Origin of the sequence: Rosenbergiella metrosideri (genome assembly GCF_022602565.1) — a bacterium.
Classification (GTDB): domain Bacteria; phylum Pseudomonadota; class Gammaproteobacteria; order Enterobacterales; family Enterobacteriaceae; genus Rosenbergiella; species Rosenbergiella metrosideri.
In genome coordinates, this window is sequence record NZ_JALBCV010000015.1 from 1 (window position 1) to 23,893 (window position 23,893).

The 23,893-nt window shown below is 47.6% G+C and carries 29 protein-coding genes; 28 read left to right on the forward strand and 1 reads right to left on the reverse strand.

Annotation, left to right across the window (positions count from 1 at the left end; genetic code table 11):
* The 17 genes from MKR94_RS13005 to MKR94_RS13085 all read left to right on the forward strand — a co-directional run.
* A partial coding sequence (locus MKR94_RS13005; protein WP_241647283.1) for a DUF4055 domain-containing protein occupies window positions 1-914 on the forward strand: 914 nt, incomplete at its 5' end.
* Window positions 915-916: 2 nt separating this feature from the next.
* Window positions 917-1,204 carry a hypothetical protein gene (locus tag MKR94_RS13010; protein ID WP_241647284.1) on the forward strand — a complete coding sequence of 96 codons (288 nt, stop codon included), beginning with the start codon at window positions 917-919 and terminating at the stop codon, window positions 1,202-1,204.
* 2 nt (window positions 1,205-1,206) lie between these two features.
* On the forward strand, window positions 1,207-2,256 hold the full coding sequence (locus MKR94_RS13015; RefSeq protein WP_241647285.1) for a structural protein: 1,050 nt from the start codon (window positions 1,207-1,209) through the stop codon (window positions 2,254-2,256).
* Window positions 2,257-2,307: 51 nt separating this feature from the next.
* Complete coding sequence (locus tag MKR94_RS13020; protein WP_241647286.1) at window positions 2,308-3,000, forward strand: hypothetical protein; 693 nt, start codon at window positions 2,308-2,310, stop codon at window positions 2,998-3,000.
* Complete coding sequence (locus MKR94_RS13025) at window positions 3,000-4,019, forward strand: hypothetical protein (protein ID WP_241647287.1); 1,020 nt, start codon at window positions 3,000-3,002, stop codon at window positions 4,017-4,019. Before MKR94_RS13020 ends, MKR94_RS13025 begins: the two co-directional genes overlap by 1 nt.
* 41 nt (window positions 4,020-4,060) lie before the next feature.
* Window positions 4,061-4,273 (forward strand): hypothetical protein, encoded by a 213-nt coding sequence (locus MKR94_RS13030; protein ID WP_241647288.1) that lies wholly within the window; start codon window positions 4,061-4,063, stop codon window positions 4,271-4,273.
* 60 nt (window positions 4,274-4,333) lie between these two features.
* On the forward strand, window positions 4,334-4,729 hold the full coding sequence (locus tag MKR94_RS13035) for a protein singed (protein WP_241647289.1): 396 nt from the start codon (window positions 4,334-4,336) through the stop codon (window positions 4,727-4,729).
* Window positions 4,729-5,112 carry a glutamate 5-kinase gene (locus MKR94_RS13040; RefSeq protein WP_241647290.1) on the forward strand — a complete coding sequence of 128 codons (384 nt, stop codon included), beginning with the start codon at window positions 4,729-4,731 and terminating at the stop codon, window positions 5,110-5,112. Before MKR94_RS13035 ends, MKR94_RS13040 begins: the two co-directional genes overlap by 1 nt.
* 1 nt (window position 5,113) lies before the next feature.
* On the forward strand, window positions 5,114-5,539 hold the full coding sequence (locus MKR94_RS13045) for an HK97 gp10 family phage protein (RefSeq protein ID WP_241647291.1): 426 nt from the start codon (window positions 5,114-5,116) through the stop codon (window positions 5,537-5,539).
* Window positions 5,536-5,928 carry a phage tail terminator-like protein gene (locus MKR94_RS13050; protein WP_241647292.1) on the forward strand — a complete coding sequence of 131 codons (393 nt, stop codon included), beginning with the start codon at window positions 5,536-5,538 and terminating at the stop codon, window positions 5,926-5,928. The genes MKR94_RS13045 and MKR94_RS13050 overlap by 4 nt, the downstream gene beginning before the upstream one ends.
* Before the next feature lie 17 nt (window positions 5,929-5,945).
* Complete coding sequence (locus MKR94_RS13055; protein ID WP_241647293.1) at window positions 5,946-6,896, forward strand: phage tail tube protein; 951 nt, start codon at window positions 5,946-5,948, stop codon at window positions 6,894-6,896.
* A 62-nt stretch (window positions 6,897-6,958) separates the two neighbouring features.
* Window positions 6,959-7,390: a hypothetical protein gene (locus tag MKR94_RS13060; protein WP_241647294.1), complete on the forward strand. Its 432-nt coding sequence runs from the start codon at window positions 6,959-6,961 to the stop codon at window positions 7,388-7,390.
* Between the two features lie 68 nt (window positions 7,391-7,458).
* Window positions 7,459-7,722 carry a hypothetical protein gene (locus MKR94_RS13065; RefSeq protein ID WP_241647295.1) on the forward strand — a complete coding sequence of 88 codons (264 nt, stop codon included), beginning with the start codon at window positions 7,459-7,461 and terminating at the stop codon, window positions 7,720-7,722.
* A gap of 83 nt (window positions 7,723-7,805) precedes the next feature.
* On the forward strand, window positions 7,806-8,153 hold the full coding sequence (locus tag MKR94_RS13070; RefSeq protein WP_241647296.1) for a putative periplasmic lipoprotein: 348 nt from the start codon (window positions 7,806-7,808) through the stop codon (window positions 8,151-8,153).
* A 65-nt stretch (window positions 8,154-8,218) separates the two neighbouring features.
* Window positions 8,219-11,506, forward strand: a complete 3,288-nt coding sequence (locus tag MKR94_RS13075) for a phage tail tape measure protein (protein ID WP_241647297.1) — start codon at window positions 8,219-8,221, stop codon at window positions 11,504-11,506.
* Entirely contained in the window at window positions 11,506-11,841 is a 336-nt protein-coding gene (locus MKR94_RS13080; protein ID WP_241647298.1) for a phage tail protein, read from the forward strand. Before MKR94_RS13075 ends, MKR94_RS13080 begins: the two co-directional genes overlap by 1 nt.
* A gap of 8 nt (window positions 11,842-11,849) precedes the next feature.
* Window positions 11,850-12,602, forward strand: a complete 753-nt coding sequence (locus MKR94_RS13085; RefSeq protein WP_241647299.1) for a DUF1327 domain-containing protein — start codon at window positions 11,850-11,852, stop codon at window positions 12,600-12,602.
* A 40-nt stretch (window positions 12,603-12,642) separates the two neighbouring features.
* Here MKR94_RS13085 and MKR94_RS13090 read toward each other — a convergent pair whose 3' ends face one another.
* Window positions 12,643-13,230 (reverse strand): hypothetical protein, encoded by a 588-nt coding sequence (locus MKR94_RS13090; RefSeq protein WP_241647300.1) that lies wholly within the window; start codon window positions 13,228-13,230, stop codon window positions 12,643-12,645.
* 38 nt (window positions 13,231-13,268) lie between these two features.
* On the opposite strand from MKR94_RS13090, the gene MKR94_RS13095 reads away from it, so the two are divergent.
* The 11 genes from MKR94_RS13095 to folC all read left to right on the forward strand — a co-directional run bounded on the left by MKR94_RS13095 (window position 13,269) and on the right by folC (window position 23,889).
* On the forward strand, window positions 13,269-13,460 hold the full coding sequence (locus tag MKR94_RS13095) for a hypothetical protein (RefSeq protein ID WP_241647301.1): 192 nt from the start codon (window positions 13,269-13,271) through the stop codon (window positions 13,458-13,460).
* A 60-nt stretch (window positions 13,461-13,520) separates the two neighbouring features.
* Window positions 13,521-14,258 (forward strand): phage minor tail protein L, encoded by a 738-nt coding sequence (locus MKR94_RS13100; protein WP_241647302.1) that lies wholly within the window; start codon window positions 13,521-13,523, stop codon window positions 14,256-14,258.
* A gap of 2 nt (window positions 14,259-14,260) precedes the next feature.
* The gene (locus MKR94_RS13105) at window positions 14,261-14,989 is read left to right on the forward strand and encodes a C40 family peptidase (protein ID WP_241647303.1); all 729 of its coding nucleotides are present in this window, start codon (window positions 14,261-14,263) and stop codon (window positions 14,987-14,989) included.
* A complete protein-coding gene (locus tag MKR94_RS13110; protein ID WP_241647304.1) occupies window positions 14,967-15,581 on the forward strand; it encodes a tail assembly protein in 615 nt (204 codons plus the stop codon). The genes MKR94_RS13105 and MKR94_RS13110 overlap by 23 nt, the downstream gene beginning before the upstream one ends.
* 51 nt (window positions 15,582-15,632) lie before the next feature.
* On the forward strand, window positions 15,633-18,827 hold the full coding sequence (locus tag MKR94_RS13115; RefSeq protein WP_241647305.1) for a TipJ family phage tail tip protein: 3,195 nt from the start codon (window positions 15,633-15,635) through the stop codon (window positions 18,825-18,827).
* A 264-nt stretch (window positions 18,828-19,091) separates the two neighbouring features.
* Entirely contained in the window at window positions 19,092-19,745 is a 654-nt protein-coding gene (locus tag MKR94_RS13120; protein ID WP_241647306.1) for a hypothetical protein, read from the forward strand.
* 57 nt (window positions 19,746-19,802) lie between these two features.
* A complete protein-coding gene (locus tag MKR94_RS13125) occupies window positions 19,803-20,693 on the forward strand; it encodes a gp53-like domain-containing protein (RefSeq protein ID WP_241647307.1) in 891 nt (296 codons plus the stop codon).
* An 11-nt stretch (window positions 20,694-20,704) separates the two neighbouring features.
* Window positions 20,705-21,136: a tail fiber assembly protein gene (locus tag MKR94_RS13130; RefSeq protein ID WP_241647308.1), complete on the forward strand. Its 432-nt coding sequence runs from the start codon at window positions 20,705-20,707 to the stop codon at window positions 21,134-21,136.
* A gap of 50 nt (window positions 21,137-21,186) precedes the next feature.
* Window positions 21,187-21,510, forward strand: a complete 324-nt coding sequence (locus tag MKR94_RS13135) for a hypothetical protein (RefSeq protein ID WP_241647309.1) — start codon at window positions 21,187-21,189, stop codon at window positions 21,508-21,510.
* A gap of 139 nt (window positions 21,511-21,649) precedes the next feature.
* On the forward strand, window positions 21,650-22,564 hold the full coding sequence (gene accD, locus MKR94_RS13140; RefSeq protein ID WP_241647310.1) for an acetyl-CoA carboxylase, carboxyltransferase subunit beta: 915 nt from the start codon (window positions 21,650-21,652) through the stop codon (window positions 22,562-22,564).
* A gap of 71 nt (window positions 22,565-22,635) precedes the next feature.
* Window positions 22,636-23,889 carry a bifunctional tetrahydrofolate synthase/dihydrofolate synthase gene (gene folC / locus MKR94_RS13145; RefSeq protein WP_241647311.1) on the forward strand — a complete coding sequence of 418 codons (1,254 nt, stop codon included), beginning with the start codon at window positions 22,636-22,638 and terminating at the stop codon, window positions 23,887-23,889.
* Window positions 23,890-23,893: the final 4 nt, after the last annotated feature.

Genomic DNA, 23,893 nt, shown 5'->3' on the forward strand with positions numbered 1-23,893 from the left:
TCTTTGCTGAGCTTTATCACGTTGATGATGGTGACGAGTTCACATTCGAAACTAAGATGCAATATCGCGCATTGACGTTAGATAACGGCGTTTATCGTCACCGCGTCTGGCGTGAAAGCGAAGATTTACCGATTCTTGATACATACCCTACTGATTACAACGGCAAGACATTCGACCACATCCCGTTTTATTTCTACGGTTCCGAAGATAACGATGCTTGCATTGATAAGTCACCGCTTGAGGACTTGGCAGAGGTAAACATTCTTCACTATGGCAACAGCGCCACGGTAGAAGAGTCTGGATTTATTAGCAGCCAGCCGACATTGTTCTTCACGACTGACATCTCGCAAGACGAGTTCGTTAAGTGGAACCCTAACGGCGTGCAGATTGGTGCGACAAGCGGTTACAGCCTCGGTAAAACTGGTGCGGCCACAATGGTTCAAGCCAGCGAAGGTAACTTGTCGCGCACGCTGATGCAGGACAAAGAAAACCAGATGCTGATGATTGGTGCTCGTATTGTGCAGCAGTCAGGCCAGAACGAGACAGCAGAAGCGGCGAGGATTCGATACAGCAGCGACAACAGCGTGCTAGGTACGATTGCTGGCAATGTGTCTGAGGCGATTAAGTCTGCGTTGCTCGATGTTCAGCTCTACATGTCAGGCGCACCAACACCTGACGTCATTGTGTTCTGGCTAAATCAAGAGTTCTTTGATGAAGCTATGGATGCGCAGATGATTCTCGCACAGGTCCAACTCTGGCAGCAGGGCATCATTGCCAAGTCTGATATTCGAACCAACTTACGGCAGGCAGCGATTATTGATGCCGACCGTACCGATGATGATATCGACACAGAGCGAGAAGCAGAGCCGCCAGTTACAGGCGTAACTACTGACGTAACCGAAGAGGATGAATAACCATGAACAGTAAACCTGTGGTGTTGGAATCTGAAAGGTTGCTTAAAGCGTTTACTCACGATGATGGCTATCGAGTGGAATTAGTTGAAGTATCTAAACAGGGCAGAGTAGACCATTTCGAGGTGGTTTCATCTGAAGCCAAAGGTTATCCGAGAGGAATATTCCCAGAAGTTGAAGGTGGAGAGTGCAAGGTCACGGCGGAATTCACCTCGATTGTAGAGGCCCTAGCGTATTTTGACTGCTCATCTTCAGTTGCTGCTCTACCATTAGCGCCAGAAGGGAGTAATTAACCATGAGTGCAGACGGTCATCTTACTGATAGTGCCGTCCGGCATCAGGTTTATGTTCAGCGATTCGGTTCAGGGTTAACTACCAAGGCGGTTAAGTTTGTGCGCAAGGCCATTAACCGCGCTAAAAAGACCGTACAGGGCGGCTTAAGTCAATATGCTACTGCGAGATACCAAAGGCAGATAGAGACGCTCAGCAACGATTTGAGAGCTATCTACGGCGACATGGCAGAGCAGCAGCGCATTGATTACGGTGATTTCGCGAAATACGAGTTTACTTTCAATACCAAACTGCTCGGTCAGGTCGTTAAGGCCTCGGTGAAACTCGCAGAGCCATCGGTAGAAATGATTGCAGCGGCGGTGCTGAGTGACCCGCTAGAGTTAATGGTCGGCAAAGGTCGTCAATCCATAAATATTGCTGGCGCTCTGTCACAGTTCGGCACCAAAAAGACGGCTGACATAATCAGTGAAATCGGATTGGGTGCTGCTATGGGGCAAGATGCTCGTGATATTGTCTCTCGGCTAACTTCTCTCGGTGTGTCGCACGAAGAGAGTGCAAGGTCGCTTGTCAGCACGCTCACCAACCATGTATCGGCATCGGCTCGCAATCAGACTTTCAGCGAGAATGACGACATACTGGAAGGTAAGCAGGACATTGCCACGCTTGACGGACGCACTACGGCTTTCTGTCGCTCTATCGACCATCGAATCATCCCGTTAGATGGACCATCGCCGCCGTATCACTGGCGCTGTCGAACGACTCAGGTGCCCGTACTCAAGGCAGAATATCGCCGAGAGATACCAGGCTCCATTCGTCCGGCAGTCGGGCCAGATGGAGCGCAGCAGGTCAGCAGTAAAACAACTTACGGTGATTGGCTTGCTCGTCAGCCTGTTAGCTTCCAGCGCGAAGTATTAGGCGATAAACGCTACCAACTATTCAGCAAGGGTGATTTAACTCTGGATAGATTCGTAGACGGCGAAACCGGCAAGCAATACAGCCTAGACCAACTCAAAGAATTAGAGCCGCACGCTTTCGAGCTTGCAGGCCTGAATTAATCCCATATCAATCACTGGCGGGGCCAGTAACCATTCATTCAGGAGAATGTAATGATCAAATATCAGATCACCTCTGAGGAATTCGCACAGCTCGAAGAAAGCCAGCAAGGTTTCTACACGCAGAACGGCGATGTTTATCAATTAGCAGTTGAAGGCCTTCCTCAAGGTGAGGATGTAACCGGGCTGAAAACGCAAGTCGAAGCATTGTTAAGCGAAAAGAAAGCAGAGCAAGCCAAACGCCGACAAGCCGAGCAGGAAAAAGCGCGTGAAGAATCTGAGCGGCTAGCCGCAGAAGGTAATTACAAGCAGTTGTTCGAATCCAGTCAGCAGCAGTCAGCAGATTGGGAGCAGCGCTATAAAGATTTAGAGCAAAAAATCGAACAAGGCAGCATTAGCCAAGCGGCAATTAAGGCAGCTACCGATATCGCTGACGGCGCTAACGCTGAAATCATCGCAGAGTTCATTACTCGACGATTAAAAATGGTTGATGGGCAAGTCAAAGTGACCGATGCGTCAGGAAACCTAACCGTCAGCACCATTGAGCAACTTAAAGAAGAATTCAAAAACGATTCGCGCTGGTCTTCATTGGTCCGTGGGTCGCAATCGTCTGGCGGCGGTGCCGCTAATCCTCGTGGCGGGGCCGCGAAGGAGTTCAAGGACATGAGTGAATCAGAGCGGAAAGCTCTACTACAAACAAACCCCGCCGAATTTGAACGGCAAGTTAAATTACAACGAGGTCAATAATGGCTATTACCACAATCGGTGACATTATCACCGGTAACGTACCTGTACTTGAGTCCTACCTAACCGTGGACCCAACCGAAAAAACTGCTTTCTTTGAATCTGGCGTATTAACTCCAGTGCCATACGCTGCCGACATCGCTAACGGCCCATCAAATAAGGCATCTCTCCCGTTCTGGAAGCCAATTGACGCAAGCATTGAGCCTAACTACAGCAACGATATCTACGCTGACGTAGCTGAGCCTCGTGCTATCGAAACTGGTGAAATGGACGTCCGTGTCGCTTACCTCAACGAAGGATTCGGTCAAGCCGACTTGACTGTCGAGCTGACGAGCCAAAACCCGCTTCAATCTGTAGCCGCTCGGTTGGATAACTTCTGGCAGCGTCAAATGCAACGCCGCTTACTGGCAACCTGCGCAGGTATCAAAGCCGAGAACGTTGCTAACGGTGGCTCAGACATGATCGTGAGTACCACCGGCGGATTCAACGCAACTGGCTTCATTGACGCAACTCAAACTCTGGGTGATGCGCTAGGTACTGGCACACTGTCAGTTATCGCAGTGCACAGCTATGTGTACGGGCAGATGCGTAAAGAAGGTCTAATCGACTTCATCCGTGACAACGACAACAACCTGCTATTTGCCACCTATCAAGGCGCTCGAATCGTGGTTGATGACTCCATGACCGTAAGCGGTACAGGTGCAGACCGTGTATTCACCTCGATCATCTTCGGGTCAGGCGCAGTCGGTTACGGAAACGGATCGCCTAGAGTTCCTGTTGCTACCGAGCGTCAAGAGTCACGCGGTAACGGTGGCGGCGTAGAGGTCTTATGGTCGCGTAAGACTGTCCTGCTGCACCCGCTGGGTTACAGCTTCACTAGCAACACCATCACTGGTAACGGTGACGCTGACACTGGTAAGCGTTCAGCCTCGTGGTCTGACTTGGCTTTAGCTGCTAACTGGACTCGTGTGCTTGACCGCAAGCAAATCCCGATCGCGTTCTTGGAAACCAAGGTCGCTTAATTTGATAGGCGGGGCAACCCGCCATTAAAGGAGATTTAATTATGGCGAAAGGTCTACCTTACAGCCTTGCGGATGCCGACTTAGCGAAGATTGCTAGTGCCATTCCATCAGCCAGCGCTACTGAATCCGGCACGGTTAAGCAAGCAGCAGCTATTGCTGACCTTGCTGCGGATGCCGATGCTGCAACAATCGCCGCCAAAGTTAACGCTTTACTGGCAGCACTGCGCGCATCTGGTCAATTGGCCGCAAGTTAATGTCTCGTACAGTTAAAAAATCACCGGTTCATATAGAGCCGGTTATCTCAGGGGCTACTGATGGCACAGTACATAACAGTAACCGAAGTGGACACGTTGTTAGGGAGCGAGTGGGCAAGCGACAGCGCAAAGCCGAAAGCAGTTCTAATGGCGAATGCTTGGCTGTCGGCGCTGAACCTTCAGGGGATTAATCTTGAAGACATTCCCGATGAAGTGAAGCAGGCTGGCGCTTATGTCGCATCTGTCGCGGCTGCTGGCAACCTGTACACTCAGAAGGAATCAAGCGGCGTTCTGGCGAGTGAATCAGTTAAGGCTGACACGGTAGAGGTGACTGAAACCTACTACACTGGCGGCACGATTAATGCTGATTCATTACTGGACCCTGACTTGCAACACGCATTGGCACTGCTCGCTCCTTGGCGGTCGAATCCACTCAAATTTAGGGTGTATCGCTGATGGGTATTCGTGACAAGGTTCAATCGAAAGTTGCCAAGGCGTTCAACAGTAAGCTATCTGACGCGGTTTACCCATTCACTGGTAGATATGTGACAGAGGGTGATTACGACCCTGTGACCGAGCAGTCCGATAAAGTCACTCATACCTATACTGGGCGAGGCGTCCTAGGTCAATACGACATTAAGCGCATTGATGGCATTAATATCCTGAGTGGTGACATCAAGCTTACAGCGCTACAAAGCGAGGTAAGTGAGTCTCCCAAGGTTGACCATGTCATCACGACCACAGACCTTGTTACGCACGCCAGCCAATCATACAAGGTGATTAACGTTGGCAGTGACCCTGCCGAGGCGACTTACTCAGTTCAACTTCGGAGGGCATAGCATGGCGCAAGGTTGGGATTTTGACCCGTCATCGTTTGTCGGATTGGTTGAGAAAGACCTCGTTAAGTACACGCGAATCCTCGGAATGGCAATGCTTCGTGAGATTGTCATTAGGTCGCCAGTTGGCAACCCTGACCTATGGAAAGGTAAGGCGCCACCCGGGTACGTCGGCGGTGCTTTTCGTGCGAATAACCAAGTCAGTATTGGCGAGCCTATTTACACCTACACAGATGAAATAGATAACGATGGTCAATCGACTATAGCCAAAGGTCAGGCGGCACTCGCAAGAGCTAATCCTTACTCAATCATTTACATTCAGAACAATAGGCCTTATGCCGAAAGACTTGAGTCTGGCGACCACTCTAAACAGGCTCCAGAGGGGATTTATGCCGTTTCATTCCACGGAGTATCGCAGGCCTACAAATGACACTCACAGAGATACGCAACGCTGTCATTAAACGTATGACGGCACAGGCTGCTATGCCTGCAAGTTCTGTGACTTACCCAAACGACCCGACATTTGACCCAACTGGAAAGGCTATATGGGCAAGGTTATCTAACTTGCCCGGCATGGCTGCGGCTGTCGAGATTGGAGACGGTCCGGTAACGCATCGCACTGGAATTATCATCATTCAGCTATTTGTTCCGGTCGGCTCTCGCTCACTGCTTATCACCGAAACAGCCGACAAGTTACGAGAGTTGTTCGAGTGGAAAACTGACGGCGCTCTGGATTATTTCGCCGTGTCAGCGGTTGAAGTTGGTGAAACAGATGGTTGGTCACAGTTAAATCTTCAAATACCTTACCGCGCGTTATAATTTAAGGAGACAAATAAATGTCATCTGGCGCTAAAGTAACGGTTGCTTACACCCGTGAGACAACCCCCGGCACAACCCCCGCAAGCGCGACATGGGATATTTTCCGTCGCACGTCTTTCGGTGTTAAGCCAACGCAAAACATGAACGATAATAACGAAATCGGCGGCACTCGGATGGCTCAGGGGCGAACCCCCGGAACAACCGATGTAGGCGGTGACGTTGTATGTAAAACCCGATACGGACAGCACGATGCCTTTTTGGCTTCCTGCTTCGGTGCTGATTGGGTTAACGATACCCTGAATATGGGTAACGACCGCATTACCTTCTCATTGGCGACATTCGCCTCTGATATTGGCGTATCTTCAATCGCTACCGGCTGTCAGGTTTCTACTTTACAAATCCAAATTCCGAACGATGGCGACGTGCAAACCACAGTCACCTTTGCTGGACTAGGTTGGCAGGATAAGGATGATGGAACGAGCTACTTCGGCACGCCAACAGATATTGACGGTAAACTTCGCTACTCATTCAAAAACGTTACTGCCATTAGCCTAAATGGGGTAACGGGCGGTGATGGTTTCTGTGTCGATACCTTCAATATCCAGTTTGATAACAACATGCAGACGCAGCGTTGTATCGGTTCTGGCTCAGGTTTCGCGGGGGCAAATATCCCGACCACCTTCACGCCATCAGGTCAGATTACTCTGTCATGGTCGAAGAGCGCTTATGAAGCATGGAAGAAAACACTGACCGGCGAGGCTATGCCTTTCAGCTTTACCCTCGAGAATGCAGAAGGCTCTTATACCTTCAACTTCCCATCGGTTCAGGTTGACGGTGATTGGCCTGACGGTGGTAATACCGACATCATTCAGGTTCAGTTGAATATCACTGGCTCAGATACGCCGCCAACTATTACTCGTAAGCCAGTAGCATCACCAACTCCTGCGCCGACCCCATCCGGCGAATAATTTCAAACAATTTGCCCGTTACGCGCTGCATAGCGGATCGGGCCTTTTTATGCAGAGGCACTATGTTAATTATCAATAAACGTTTAGACGCAGATGAAACCCGCTGGATTGAGCCAATTAAAGGTCTAAAGTTAAAGGTCGGGAGTGTTGAGTCTCACGATTATAAGTCACGTCAGGCCATCGTCCGCCGCCATATTGACCGATTGGACGCTGCGCTAAATGTTGGCACCAAGGAATTTAACCTATCGGCTATTGGTGATGTGGATTCACTCGACGACTTACTGCTCGATACCTGTTCGAAATACTTATTGTTAGATTGGCAGGGCGTTGGTGAGATTGTGGGTGGCAAAGAAGTAGCCATTGAATACTCTCCGGAGAGTGGACTAGCCCTGCTGAAACAAAAACCAGAGCTATACTGGTCAATCCTCAAGACCGGCTCTGACATCGCTCTAGGCATCAAAGAGAAGAAAGAAGAAGCAATGGGAAAGCCCTAGCCGCGCAGAAGTGGCTAAGCCGATACCTCGGCCCAGAAGGCGAGCGAAACCGATGGCGGGAGGAACGGTTGGGATTTAAGCCAGCCGATGAGCCGGAAATTGACGAGTTAACCGGCCTTATTCTCTCTGCCTATGCAGTAATTAGCCGCGGCAGGCAGTATGTCGGAATGGAGGCCACGCCACTGCCCCTGTCGTTAGGTGACATTGATAAATATCTTCGCAGCAGGCCTATTCAAATCAACCGAGAGCTATTTGAGCAAGCGATATTTGCACTCGACGACTCATATCGCTCAGGGCTGGTAAGTGAAGAGGTAGAGGATGAGGAAGAGTAGACGCTTAACTCCGGGTTTCTTGCTTCCCTTTGCACTTAATTAACATTAGGATTGCCCTTAACTTTACTAATGGGGATTGGGATGTGAGACAGTTATTCGGTATTGCTTTAATGGCGTTTTTTTTAACGGGATGCGCCACAAGATCAATTGATGATGCCCGCAAAAATGGCGAACAAGTGACACTGGAGTCAAAAAGGAGTGCTGATGAGGTATCTCAGTGCATTCTTTATAAATGGCAAAACAAAAAAGACATTATTGGCAGTCCTTTTGGGGCGACAATACAGCCCTTACCTGGAGGGAGTACTGTTTACGTCGATGGTAATTTATTCGTAGCAGATGTTACTAAGAAGAATGAAGGGAATACACAAGTCAAGTTGTACCTGCTAAACCTTAGGAATGGTTGGGTTGATTTAACCAAAACATGTTTATAGTACGAATCTAAATGAAAGAATGATAGCCCGCTTTAGCGGGTTTTTTTATGCCCGAGGAAAATCAAATGGCAGAACAAACCTCACGCCTGGCGGTTATTATTGATAGTTCTGGCGCACAGAAAAATACCGAAACACTGGCAAGCTCTTTGGTTAAATTAACGCAAGCCGGGCAGAAAGCGGCTGACGGCGCAGGCAAGGTAACAAAGTCCACTGAGGGTGAAGCTAAGGCTATATCTGACCTCAAAAAGGCAATAGACCCTGTAGGCTCTGCTATAGATACGCTTGGTAAGCGCTTTACTCAACTGAAAAGTTTTTATGGTAAAGGGCTAATTGACCAAGAAGAATTCACCTTTCTATCTCAAAAAATAAATCAGACCACCGAAGAACTTAGCGGAGTTGCTCAAGCTCAAAGGGATGCGGAGAAAGCAGGGGAAGCGGCTGAAGCGCAACAGCAAGCACAGGCTCAGGCATTTCAGCGGATGCTTGATAAAATTGACCCACTTTCCTCTGCATTAAGAAATCTAGACCAGCAGCAGAGCGAGTTATCTAAAGCTCTATCATCTGGGAAAATTAATACTACTCAATATGACGCCTATACACAGAAGCTAAATGAAACTCGCCGGGAAATTAACGGAGAGGCGCAGGCTGAGCGTGATGCTATCAAGGCACATGATGCTCAAGCGGCATCTCTACAGCGCTTAGTGGCGCAATTAGACCCAGTGGGTGACGCATTCAGGCGTTTATCACAGCAACAGAAGCAATTGGATGATGCCAAGTCGTCTGGATTACTTTCGCCAGAGGCTTATACCTCTCTATCTTCTTCTGTATCTACTGCCAGAGGCGAGCTAGAAAAAACTCAGCAGCAGTTGCTAAAAACTGGTCAATCAGCAAAACAGACAGCTTTCGCAATGCGCATGATCCCCGCACAGATGACGGATATTGTCGTCGGTCTATCCACAGGACAATCGCCGTTCATGGTGCTTATGCAACAAGGCGGTCAGTTAAAGGATATGTTCGGCGGTATTGGGCCAGCGATTAGAGGTGTAGGTGGATATGTGTTGGGGCTGGCTAGTCCGTTCACCATTGCGGCGGGAGCAGTAGCTGCCTATGGATTGGCATTTCATCAAGCACAGGAAGAAATGGACGCGCTTAACAAAAGCGCTAACACATTAAACAATGTCAGTGGATTAAACCTAACACAGATAACCGCACTCGCGCACAGTGCCTCAGCGCTAGGCGTTTCATACGGTGACGCAATATCAGCAGTTGGGAGTTTGACACAATCGCTGAGCACAAACGCTGATATGTACCCGCAAATAATCAAAGCATCGAGTGATTATGCAAACGCCAGTGGTCAAGACCTAAATTCAGTTGTGGGAATGTTCAGCCAGCTTTCCGATTCAAGCGGTAAATCTATTGACCAGTTGGACGATAAGTTAGGGTTCTTAACCGCAGCCCAAAGAAAACAGATTGATGCGGCCTTGGAAGGTGGAAATACTGCCGATGCTCAGCGCCAAGCCTTTGGCGCTCTATCCGATAAGTTAGGCGAGCTAACTACAAAACTCAACCAAGGCGCTACTGGGTGGAATAATTTTTGGCACTCACTAGGCGCTGGGGCGTCAAACTCGTGGGAAGTATTCAAGGAGATAGCAGGCGGCGACTACTTAGAAAATGCTGATATTAGAAAATACCAGCAGAGAACACAGCAGCGCAGTAACGCCATGAGTAGCGGCACATGGACTAGTGATAATGAGCAGCACTATCAAATGCTCAATGACACGCCAATAATTAAAGCCTATGTCAGTCAGCTAAGTAATTTAGGTGATGCTCAGAAGAAGCTGCAAGAGCAAAGCTATCTCAAACAACTTAATACAGACCTGAGCAACAACGCAGACGCGACCACCAAGGCTCGGGAAGCATTAGCGAAGTTAGACAGTCAATTTAAGCAGCAACCAAAGAACATCCAAGAAGAAGGACGAAGCGATTATTTAGCTCTGAGGGCAAAGTACTCACAGAATCTTGCTGACGCACAGAGCGCCGCAGCCAAGAAGGATAGAGCGCCCGCAACTAAGGCGTATTCCGAAGATGCTGGCACAAAACTAATCGACCAACTTAACCAGCAACATGCGGCTCTTGCGGCTCAGGTTGATACGACTGACAAGCTATCTACTGCCCAGCAAGCATTAGTGAAATGGGAGCAACAACTAGCTGACATCAAGGGTAAGTCTACTCTGACCGCCGACCAGAAATCGCTACTGGCTAATCAGGACAAAATTACAGCGCTATACCAGCAAAATGCAGCGCTAGAAAGGCAGCAGCAGTTAGTTAAGCAAACGGCAGCATTATCAGGCTATCAAAGTAGCCTAAACCGTGACATTAGCAGCCGAAACTCTCAATATTCTAACGACGAATCAGCGGCGTCAGGAGCTCGTAGCGCATACCAGCAAGGAATTCTAACGCAAAGAATTACGCTTGAGCAGCAGTTAAACGACAAGATAATCCAGCTACGCCAACAAAGGACCTCGGCAACTACTGATATTGACCGGCAGACCATAGACCAAGAAATTGCTATGCAGCAGTCAGCGAATGACAAGATGCTAGCGGATTATGATTCCCATACTCAGCGCATGACAGCTATGCGTGGCTCATGGTCAAACGGCGCAGAGAAAGCGTGGCAAGAATACGCAGACAGCGCATCTAATGCTTCGGGCATGACTCAGACGCTGTTTAGCGATACTTTCTCCAGTATGGAGGACGCTATCGTTTCCTTCTCAACCTCTGGAAAGCTATCGTTCAAGGGGTTCGCTAACTCCGTAATTAGTGATATTGCAAGAATCGCCGCTCGATTGGCTATATCTGGCCTTGCCAGTAGTGTTATTGGTGGGGTTAGTAGCTATTTTAGTGGCGGAGCAACGGCTACAACTTCAAGCAATTCAGGATCAGCTCTATCCAATGCCGCAAGCAATATAAAATTTAATGCCAAAGGTGGCGTTTACGACTCCCCATCCCTCAGCTCTTACAGCAATCAGGTTTACACCTCACCAAAGTTATTTGCCTTTGCTAAGGGTGCAGGCGTGTTTGGTGAGGCGGGACCAGAGGCAATTATGCCACTGACTCGAGGTAAGAATGGCTCCCTTGGTGTAAGGGCAATAGGTGCTCAATCCTCTACCGGTGGAGATATTAATCTCGGTGGCATTGTGGTTAACGTCGATAGCAGCGGCAAAGCATCCAACGGGTCATCTACCGACGGACAAGGAATCGGCAAGCAAATCCAGTCTGCCGTAATCAACACGATAAACGAACAGGCAACCAAGCAGGGGACTCCACTCTGGCGAGCCATTAAGGGGCGGTAATGGATACATTCAGTTATTGCGTCCAAATAGGCGCGACAGGAACGGTGCCGGTGAAGGTTAATTCGGCACAGTTCGACGATGGTTACAAACAGGTGAGCGGAGTTGGCATTAACTCAGTCGCCGAAACGTGGAACCTTACGAGCAAGGGCCCGCTGGCAGATATGCAGAAGGTGAGGGATTTTCTCACCTCACACTGTGCATCATCCTTCTACTGGAAGAACCCTTGGGGCGAAAACAAGATGTATCGAGTTAAAGCGGATTCTGTTACGCCTAATTTCGTTACCGGACAGTACGTAGAACTATCATTCACATTTGAACAGGCCTTTGCGCCTTAGGGGTAGGTATGAATATCGAGCAAGAGATTAAAGGCATTATTGATAATGCGATGCCTTCACACTCACAAAGCCAAGAGATAGATGAATTGCGCGGAAAAGTTGAAAATTTAACTAAGCTTGTTAACAGCTTAATTCTGACTAACACCAACAATAACAGCAATATGTCCGATGCTAATTTCAAAATTAATCAAGGTGAGGTATTTATCTCTCCGGCGAATATTTATGGTGAAATTTCATGCTCTCGCGAATCACTAGCTAAAGAACTCCAGAAGGCAGTTTGTGAAACTATCAACCAGCAAGCTCAGTTCAAAGGTTCTCCATTGTGGAATGCTATTAATGGAGAGGGTAAGAAGTATGAATTGCTATTTCGTGGCTTAGAAATTACGGGTGACAAAGTTGAGGCAGTTGTCGATGTTAGTGACGCAAAGCTACCCATGTATGCAGGCTTCAGGATTAACGTATCAGTCGATCGTAATCCTGACGATTGTTTACGTGCCTACGAAAAGGCCGCTATTGAGAAAGCCGCTTCAATCATTATCGATATCGCTGATGAATTGAAAAGTAATGGCAGATGTAGTGTAAAAACAACCTCAGTTGATTTCCAAATTGTGGATGGTAAAGGCCAGATGACATGCAGAATGGAGAGACCATCTGACCATGAATTATCAGAAAAAATTAAAGAGCTTAAAGCTTATGATGTGGACGCTAAGCTAAAATTTATTGCAGCTTTAATGCCGACTGAGCTATTGAAAAATTTATAACGAAACTTTTCATTAACACTCAAGTGTCCTGTAGATTATTTTAATTGCTTAATTTAACACTGTAATCAAATTGGCTATAGTTGCTGTCCCATTTTCCTTTATGATTTTTAGCAACATGATTAGTTATTATTTTCATAGCTAAGAGTAATATCATTAATAGCTTGTATTTGTTAAGTTCTGGTGGGGATTTTATGGTTATTTCATACTTCAATACCTCATTTTCGTCGTTTATTCTCAGGGTGTGATCTTCTATCGGTGCTTCTGAGGTTTCATTAACCATATTTGTGGCAGACTGAATTAGGCCAACCATATCATCTTCTTTTATATCATCTGGGTTAATTTTATGCGCAAAATCGTTACGTATAGTATTTATTTTACTGATTACCTTACAAACATTTCCGGGTAGACCTAATCGTTCAGCTATGGATATTTTTTTTGAACATTCAATCAATATTCTGTCTTTCTTATTGCTGCCAAAAATATTCGGGCAAGAAGTGCGAGCGCTTATCCACGAGTCTATTAAAAGCTCTGCAATCAAGTGAATTCGAAGAACCGCACCAACTATGTCATCAGTGTCTACTGCTTTGATGAGTGGTTTGCTTATGTCCTTATTTTGAAGGCTATCCATAAAAATCCTAGCATCCATACGAAACCTCGGAGTAATTAATGAGAGATGAAATTAAAAGTCCAATGATGATTTATCTTAACGAAGATGGCGTATCGATAAATCATCAAGGTCAATATGCTGCGTATAACAGCGATGGAAAACTAAACTATTTCTTTGGCACAGATGACTCATATTTACCTAAAAGAGTTATTTTCCACGATACAAGGAATAAGAGTAATCCTTCTGGCTAACTTAAAGAATCCTGATATTTGATCAGTGCCGCCTCCGGGCGGTTTTTTTATGGGTGAAATATGTCATTCACAGCAGACTTACAGCAATTAGAACCCGGGTCACTTGTTCAGCTCATTGAAGTGGACGGCACCGAGTTTGGCATGGATAAGATACTTCGATTCCATGCCTACAACATATCCGAAGAGGGCTGGCAGTCATTCGCAGCCGAAAACCTGCCTTCGATAATCTGGCAGGGCAATGAGTATGACCCGCATCCCTATGAGCTACAGGGTGTTGCGGTGTCTAGTGAGGGTTCGCAGCCTACACCTACATTATCGGTCGGCAACGTGATGAACTACGTGACGGCGCTCTGTCTGCAATACGATGATATGGTGAAGGCCAAGGTCAAAATTCATTACACCTTAAAAAAGTATCTTGATGCAGCTAACTGGAAGCAGGGCAATCCAGACGCTAACCCCAATGAAGAGCGCGAGCAGCTTTTCTATATCAACGCTAAAACCTCGGAAACCCGGAGCCAATTAGACTTCGAGCTATGCTCACCTTTTAATTTGCAATCCCTGCAACTGCCTACTCGGCAAATAACGCCCGTTTGTACCTGGTGTATGCGCGGCTGGTACCGCTCAGGAACCGGTTGTGATTATGCGGGGAGTAATTACTTCACTAAGGATGGCGTGGCAACTGATGACCCGTCAAAGGATGTATGCGGGGGCCGATTGGATGACTGCAAACTCAGGTTTGGCGAAAGCTCGCCTCTTTCATTTGGTGGCTTCCCGGGGGCCAACTTACAAGGAAAGTAATCATGCGTGAGAAATTGCTCGAGGCAATACGCCAGCACGTTATCGCTGAATACCCGAAAGAAGCCTGTGGCGTGATTATCCAGAAGAGTAATAAGCAAACTTACATGCCTTGCCACAATGATGCCGACGACCCGCTAAACACCTTTGTGATGCGTGATAGTGATTACCGGTCAGCCGAACAAGAGGGCGAGGTAATTATGATTATCCATTCACACCCTGATGTGCCGGTGCTTATCCCCTCAGAAATGGACAGAATTCAGTGTGATTACTCTGGCCTTGAGTGGGGGATCATGTCGTGGCCTGATGGGGATTTCTGCACATTCTCGCCACGCACTGACCGAGATTACGTTGGTCGCCCTTGGGTGCTCGGTCACGCTGATTGCTGGTCGCTGATTATGGACTACCACAAGCGAGAGTATGGAATAGAGCTGCGTAACTGGTCTGTTCCTTATGAATGGTGGGCCAGTGGTAAAGAAAACCGCTACGAGGATAACTGGCGAGCAGAGGGATTTATCGAGGTACAGACACCGCAGCCCGGCGACATGATAATGATGCAAATCGGCGCACCAGTGACCAACCATGCCGCCATTTACCTTGGCGATAACCTTATCCTCCATCACAACTACGGTAATCTCTCAACGCGCGTTCCCTATGGTCAATACTTCCGTGACAGGACAGTGCGCATTGTTCGACACAAGGATATTCCTGATGCTAAAAACACTCATCCTTAAAGGCCAGGCAGCTAAGCGCTTCGGTAAGACTCATCAATTCAACGTTGCTGATTTAAACGAGATGATCCGAGCGATGTGCTCACAGGTGAAAGGATTTAAAAAGTATCTGGCTACCGCACACCATGACGGTGTTCACTTTGCCTTTTTCTCTGAGAAAGAAAACATAGGCATTGAGGGCTTTGAGCTGACGACAACAACCAAGACATTTACCATGCAACCTGTTCCTCGCGGGGCGAAGAATGGAGGTCTTACTCAAATTATTATCGGAGCGGCTGTTCTTACCGCGGCATTTTTTACTGGCGGAGCAGCCTTAGCGGCTTACGGACTAAGCGTTACAGCAGCTACAGCAGTTACAACCGCCCTAACAGGAATTGGAATATCGATGGCGCTAGGCGGTGTCGTCCAGATGCTTACTCCTCAGCCAAAAATGAGCGTAGGGTCATCTTCAAGCGCTGACAATAAACCTAATTATGCCTTTGGCGCACCGGTTAACACTGTGGCAATGGGTTATCCCGTCCCAGTACTTTACGGTGAGCGAGAGGTCGGTGGGGCGGTCATTAGTGCCGGTATCTTCTCAAGCGACCAGCAATAACTTAACGAATTTAATCAGGTCACTTCGGTGGCCTTTTTTTATGGGTGAAACATGGCATTTATTCAAGATTACCCGATACACGGCCGCAAGGGTGGCGCGGCAAAAGCCCATACGCCTGTTGAGCAAGCCGATAACTTACTTTCCGAAGCTAAGCTTAAAATGCTTCTTGCAGTGTGTGAGGGTGAAGTGGAAGGAACGGTCACCGCGCAGCAAATCTATCTCAACGACACCCCGTTGGCTAACGATGATGGCTCTTATAATTTCACCGGGGTTAGGTGGGAGTTTAGGCGCGGTACGCAGGACCAAGAATACATTCAAGGCATGCCGGAGATTGATAACGAGCTATCAGTTGGGCAGACCATCACCACCACGAATCCATGGACGCGCCAATTTACCGACACCTCACTGGATGCTATCCGCATTAAACTCAGTGTTCCGGCGCAATACCAGTATAAAGATAATGGTGACATGGTGGGAACCGTCACCGAGTATGCTATCGACCTTTCCACTGATGGTGGCAGCTATCAAACGGTGGTGCAGGGTAAGTTCGACGGCAAGACGACTTCCGAGTATCAGCGTGACCACCGCATTGATTTAGCAAGTGGCGCAAGCTCTTCGACTATTCGTGTTAGGCGCATCACTGCTGACTCTACCGACACTAAACTGGTCAATGCTTTTAAGATTTTCTCCTTTGCAGAAGTGATAGACAGCAAACTGCGCTATCCGAATACCTCACTACTTTTCATCGAGGTCAATTCAGAGCAATTTACCAACGGTGCACCGAAAGTCACGGTGAAGATGAAAGGGAAGTTAATCCGCGTGCCGGATAACTACGACCCGGCTACACGGACTTACTCTGGTAGCTGGTCCGGTAACTTCAAGCTGGCTTATAGCAATAACCCTGCGTGGGTATTCTACGACCTAATTCTGGACAAGATTTACGGCATGGGAACCCGTGTTGATGCTTCGATGATTGATAAGTGGGGCTTGTATCAAATTGCGGTGTACTGTGATGAAATGGTATCGAACGGCGCTGGCGGGACTGAGCCTCGATTTACCTGCAATGCCTATGTGCAATCACAGGAAGAAGCTTTTACTGTGATGCAAGATTTTGCAGCTATCTTTCGCGGTATTACCTTCTGGGGCAACTCACAAGTTATCGTTAATGCAGACGTACCGGTTGATGATTTGGAATGGACTTATACCGCAGCGAATGTCGTTGATGGGATGTTTAGCTATGCAGGAGGCTCCTATAAGAACCGCAATACCTCCTGTCAGGTGAGCTATTCTGACCCAGCTAACCATTACTCCGACACTATCGAGGCAGTCTACGACTCCGATTTAGTAGAGCGGTACGGCGTGCAGCAAATGAGCTTAACGGCTATCGGCTGTACCTCTCAAAGCGAGGCACATCGGCGCGGTCGTTGGGCGCTACTCTCCAACTCGAAAGATGCCACCGTGTCATTTAGTGTCGGGTTAGACGGTCATATCCCGTTGCCGACTTCAATTATCGGCGTTGCTGACCCGTATCGGGCCGGAAAACAAAACGGCGGTCGAATCTCAGCGGTTAATGGCCTTGCCATCACACTCGATAGAGAGGTCGATTTTGCGGCCGGTGACAGGCTTATCCTTAACTTACCTGACGGCACCTCGCAGACTCGCACCATTGCCAGTATCGCTGCAGATAAGAAAACCATCACTGTTAACACAGCCTATAAAACTGACCCTGTTCCCGGGGCAGTGTGGATTATCGATAGTGACAACCTAGCGGCTCAACAATTTCGGGTTACCTCGATTACCGACAATGACGACGGTACCTTTACCGTTGCCGCTGTCCAGTATGACCCGAACAAGTTTCGCTATATTGACGACGGGGTGAAAATCCAACCAGCCCCCGTCACTGTTACACCGACCAGCGTGATGAGCGCGCCACAAAATATCGTGGTCACTGAAACTGACCATATAGCGCAGGGCGTAACTGTGGCCACGTTGCAAGCGTCATGGGATAAGGTAGATGGGGCTATCAACTACTCCGCGCAATGGCGAAAAGATAACGGCGATTGGGTGAATGTCGGATTGACCAGCGCGCAGGGATTCTCTGTGCAAGGTATCTATGCTGGCGCTTATGATGTCCGTGTCAGAGCTATCAACGCCGCCGACGTTTCCTCGCCATGGGGTTATGCGCAGGGTGTCGCACTATCCGGTAAAGTCGGCAAGCCTGGCACACCTGTTAACCTACTCGCCACCGATGATGTGGTGTGGAATATCAACCTAACATGGGCGTTTCCTGATGGATCTGGTGATACCGCCTACACAGAGTTACAGGTTGCGACGACTGCTGACGGGCAAAATCCCCAGCTGCTCACGCTGGTTCCTTATCCAGGCAGTAATTATCAGCACGGGCCTATGCCAGCAGGCGTGCGTCGCTGGTACCGGGCAAGGATAATCGACAAAATTGGCAACAAGGGAGACTGGACTACGTTCGTTGAAGGTCAATCGAGCATCGATACCTCTGAAATACTCAGTGATATTACTAATCAAGTGCTGCAAAGCGAGGCTGGCAAACAGTTAACTGCCAAGATTGACACGAGCATTGAAGGTATTCTGCAAAACGCACTGGACAACAATGCGATTGTCGATCATCAAATGGCGGTCAACGGGCAGAACCGCGCTGACATTATCTCGGTGAAAACCACTATCGCCGATAACGATCACGCTTATGCGCAGAAGTTTGACCAGATACAGGCAACTGTTGGTGAGAATACCGCGGCAATTTCTGAAAAAGCTACTACTCAATTCTCAACTGATGGTACGGGATCAGCGGTGTTTAGCGTCAATGCTGGCGTGACCTATAAAGGCACTTACTATTCTGCGGGTATGTCAATCGGCGTTCAGGTTGCAGGTGACGGAGGTGTTAGCTCTCAAGTGTTATTCCTCGCGGACAGGTTTGCGATGATGAGCCAAGCAGGGGGGAAAACCTACTCACCCTTCGCTGTGCAAAACGGCCAAGTCTTCATCAATCAGGCTTTTATTGCTGACGGCACGATTACATCGGCAAAGATAGGCGATTATATTCAGTCAAATAACTATGTTGCGGGCAGTGTTGGTTGGAGAATCGGTAAAGATGGTTCATTCCAGATAAATGGTTCCAGTTCAAGCGGGGGGCGAACAGAAATAAACAATCAGCGTATAACAGTTTACGATGATAGTGGAAATATTGCAGTTGTTTTGGGGAGGAAAATATAGTGTCTAATTACGGAGTTCAAATATTCCTAGGCAATGCCGAGGTGGATGTAGTTAATTCTCTATCAGCCTCTTACGTTCTTGGTGTCGTTAACATATCCACATCCTCAGGAAGAGTGAGCTATGACTTGCCTTCGGGGGCAACTCTAAAATACCTCCCAGACACTCAATCAATTGGATTGCCAAGTATTACGATAAATGGCGGGACAGCTACTTGGGAAGGTACTTCTGTGTCAGCCAGGCTTATTTTCTACTGCGAGTATTGATATGTCAGACTACGGATTTCAAATAAGGCGAGACGATGGGAAACTTTTCGCCAGCCCCGACTTTACCCCATCTGTTCTATATGCAATAGAAAATATAACCGTTCCCGGGGCATTAACGCGGAAAGTAGTTAAAACTAATATTAAATATTCAAGCACGGCGTTGATATTCTATTACTGTACTAACTCTAATAAATCCGCACAGTTCTTTACTGTTAACCAAGATGGTATGCTCGCTATTAATTGTCTAAATGAAGACTCGATGAATTTAGTGCTCTACATTTTTGATAACAAAGTTAGATACTCTACAGATTATGGGATTTTTATTTATAGGAGCGGGTCTCTAATTTATACGGCAAATTGTATTCCTCTTGTGATAAAAACAGCGACGATACCTACCAACTCAAACGGGCCATCCGGGAAGTTTGCGGTAGCGTCTGGTCCAGCAGGAGATGCTGTGAATGTCATAAATGAAAAGGACGCCATTTATGTGGGGTTTGCTAATACAGCTACTCAAAGCGGAATATCTAGCTCCGTGTGTGTGACATATAGCGTTGATCCATCATCTTCAGCAAGCATGGGAGAGGGGAACTATCCAGTTCAATATATAGACCGCGCCTTATATGATAAATACAGAAAGTCAGCAATTGGCTACTAACAACTTCAATAAACCCGCTTCGGCGGGTTTTTTATTACCCAAATTCAGGAGCGAATCATGGCAGCAACTGGAACTATAGCGCTTAATGCAAACTCACTTACAGTCACAGGCTCAGGAACTAAATTCACCACAGAAGCACAGGTGGGCGGGGCGCTTGTAACCTATATCGGTAATGTACCCTACACCTTCGTTGTCGGCGCAATTAACAGCGATACATCTATTGCCCTCACCGCTAATTATCAGGGAACTAACGTATCAGGGCAGTCATTCTCATTAATAGACCGCAGTGCATACACTGCTATTACAGCTGAGTTAGGCGCTAGAACAGCGCAGGCCATTCGTGGATTAAATTACGATAAGGCGAATTGGCAGCAGATTTTAACTGGTTCTGGAAATGTGACCGTCAATGTTCCTGATGGGAGCCAATACACGGGGCCATCTTGGTTATCATTGGCGAACTCTCTAGCAAGCAAAGCTAACTCTGCGGATTTGGGAAATTCTGCAACAAAGGATGTCGGAACGGCTGCAAATACTGTTGCGGCTGGTAATGACAGTCGCATAACTGGCGCGATGCCTAAGACGGGAGGAACATTTACAGGGGCGGCCAATTTTTCAACACTTGACCTTAGTAAAAACTTTTTGCAGAACGTTGGGATTACTGACCTTGGAAATTCTGCGCTTAGTGTACAGACAGGAGGTAGGGCATACAGAATTGTATTCAGTACTTCTGTAATAACATTAAATTCATCAGGCGAGGCAACAGTTGGCTATGACAAGACATTCCCAACAGCATTAGTATCAGTTGTTGCTATACCAGCTGATAATACCGGTGGAACCAGTCTGGCTATCATTAACTTCTCGACATCGAGAACGACAAGCTTTGATGTGCACGTATTCGGTCAATCATCTGGTGGATTTAGGTTGAATTATATCGCAATTGGATATTAGGAGTAGAAAAGATGGGTAATATGTATAGCCTTAAAACGAAGGGGATTTATCCAAGTGATAAAGATGGACAGCAAGCGTATATTGACGCAGGTAGTTTGCCTGACGACCTTCAGCCAATAAGTGATGAAGATTATAATAACTACATCAATCCTCCTGATGGTTACTATTCTGTTTTTGATGATAAGGGGCCGAGAATAGAGAAATTACCCCCACCTGATTACGTTGCTATAGCTGAGAAAAAGAAACAGATAATCCTTGATGGTATAGCCTCCAATATCACAGTTTACCAAACTAAACTATTGATAGGCAGAACACTCACTGGCGAAGAGAAATCAGATTTGAACGCATGGCTTGACTATAGCGACAAAGTAAATGCTATTGATACATCTACCGCACCTAACATCACATGGCCAACCTCGCCAGACGATGAATCGACAACCTAAAAAACTACTGCTACAACTAAAGGATATGCAGAAAATCCTAAGAGGTAGCTATGGCCTTCCCATCCCCTGCACTAGATTACGTTGAAGCACGACTCACTCCTAATTCACTCATGCACATTAACCAATCGTCAATCGTCATTTCGACCGATGAAGGATGGGCTGTGGCTGAACCGGGCTATAAGGTGACGAAAGGTAGAACGGTGTTGCTCGACGTAAACGGTAAATTGATGTTTGCCGAAGTGGGGTATGGGAGATTTAAAAGTAACGATGGCATTATCGAGGGTGACGCTCTTGATGATGCCAAAGTGTTAGGAGTAGTGACATTTATGGTGAAGGAATTGCCGAGAGGTGAGGGTGAGGATTTCCAGAAATAGCCATTCGAAATGGTAGCGTAACTGATTGATCTATATGTAGCATAATGTGGTATTTTATGGTGTAATATCGTATATTAACTAAGCAGAAAACAAGCTTAAGTGGTTGTTTTCAAACGAAATAACAGATATAGAGCGACCAATGAGCTGGATTGAACGCATTCTTAACAAAACAAATGTTGCCCCTGCCCGTAAGGCGAGTATTCCTGAAGGGATTTGGACAAAGTGTACAAGTTGTGGCCAAGTACTCTATCGTGCTGAGCTAGAACGTAATCTCGAAGTCTGTCCAAAATGCGACCACCACATGCGTATGCATGGACGTGTCCGTCTGAATACTTTTCTTGATCAAGGAACCACTCTTGAGCTGGGAAGCGAATTAGAACCGCGTGACTTACTTAAATTCCGCGATTCCAAAAAGTATAAAGACCGTATTATCGCGGCGCAAAAAGAGACCGGTGAAAAAGACGCTCTGATTGCAATGAAAGGGCAGCTTCATGGTATGCCTGTCGTGGCGGTTGCCTTTGAATTCTCCTTTATGGGGGGATCGATGGGTGCAGTCGTCGGAGCGCGTTTTGTAAGAGCTGCAGAACAAGCATTAGAAGATGGTTGCCCACTTATCTGTTTCTCCGCGAGTGGCGGAGCACGTATGCAAGAAGCGTTAACATCATTAATGCAGATGGCCAAAACCAGTGCAGCGTTAGCAAAAATGCGTGACCGTGGTTTACCTTATATCTCGGTACTGACTGACCCTACAATGGGTGGTGTTTCCGCAAGCTTTGCGATGCTGGGTGATCTGAACATCGGTGAACCTAAGGCGCTCATTGGTTTTGCGGGTCCGCGCGTAATCGAACAGACCGTACGTGAAAAATTACCGCCAGGTTTCCAGCGCAGTGAATTCCTTATCGAAAAAGGGGCGATTGATATGATTATTCGTCGTCCTGAATTACGCTTTAAGCTGGCAAGCCTATTGGCGAAGATGATGAATCTTCCGGCTCCGCTTCCCGAAGAGCTGCCGCCACAGCCTGAGAAGGTTGAGCAAACGCCTAGCGACGCTTAATTCTATATTGCACATTGAAAGACGCTCTGGTAGCGTCTTTTTTATCATTGTTTTAGCGAAAAATTCATACCATGTCTAAGCCTCATCACCCACACTCGTCTTCCTCACTAGAGGAATGGCTGGTTTACCTTGAACAGTTACATGGTCAAGCCATTGAACTTGGCTTAGATCGTATCCGTCATGTTGCGACCGAACTGAATCTTCTCAAGCCAGCGCCATTTGTGTTCACGGTAGGGGGGACGAATGGTAAGGGGACAACGTGCCGTACCTTAGAAGTCTTATTATTGGCAGCAGGGTATCGCGTTGGCGTTTACAGCTCCCCGCACTTTATTCGCTATGCTGAGCGCGTACGGATTAACGGTCAAGAACTGAGTGACCAACAGCATATCTCGAGCTTCGACAGCCTTAACCAAGGACGTGGTGAAACCTCGTTAACCTTTTTTGAATTTAGCACTCTGTCAGCGTTACAGCTGTTTAAGCAATCTGATCTCGATGTGGTGATTCTTGAGGTGGGATTAGGTGGACGACTCGATGCGACCAACATTGTCGATGCGGATGTTGCGGTGCTGACATCGATCGCCCTCGACCATACTGATTGGCTAGGGCCTGATCGCGAAAGTATTGGCCGAGAAAAGGCCGGTATATTCCGTCAAGGCAAACCTGCGGTGGTCGGTGAACCGGATATGCCTGTCACCATCAGTAAGGTGGCGCAGGATAAAGGCGCGATTCTCTTAGCTCGGGGTAAAGAGTGGTCCTATAGCGCTTCGTCGCACAGCTGGCAGTTTCAAGATATTCAAGGAAAATTGGCAGAATTACCGCTACCACAGGTCCCCCTAGCAAACGCCGCTACCGCGCTGGCTGCATTGCGCGTTTCTGGACTCACGCTAAGTGAAGCTGTACTGAGAAAGTCCATTGCTTCGGCAACGTTACCTGGACGGTTCCAGATAGTGCAACATTCTCCATTAGTGATTTTAGATGTTGCGCATAATCCCCATGCGGCACGTTATTTGGTGGAAAAAATCGAACAGCTCGCCCCCAAAGGAAAGGTCCACGGCGTACTGGGTATGCTTCACGATAAAGATATCGAGGGAACAATTACGATATTATCTGAAGCCGTGGATCAGTGGTATTGCGCAAGCCTAGACGGACCACGAGGGGCCTCGGCACAGCGGCTACAGCAATCATTGCCCGAGGCAGAGTGTTATGAGCGAGTTGAGCCGGCCTGGCAGGCAGCGTTATCGCAAGCGGATGCAGATGATGTCGTCTTAGTTTGTGGATCTTTTCATACCGTTGCGGCGGTTATGACATTGAGCAATAAGGAGTAGTAAC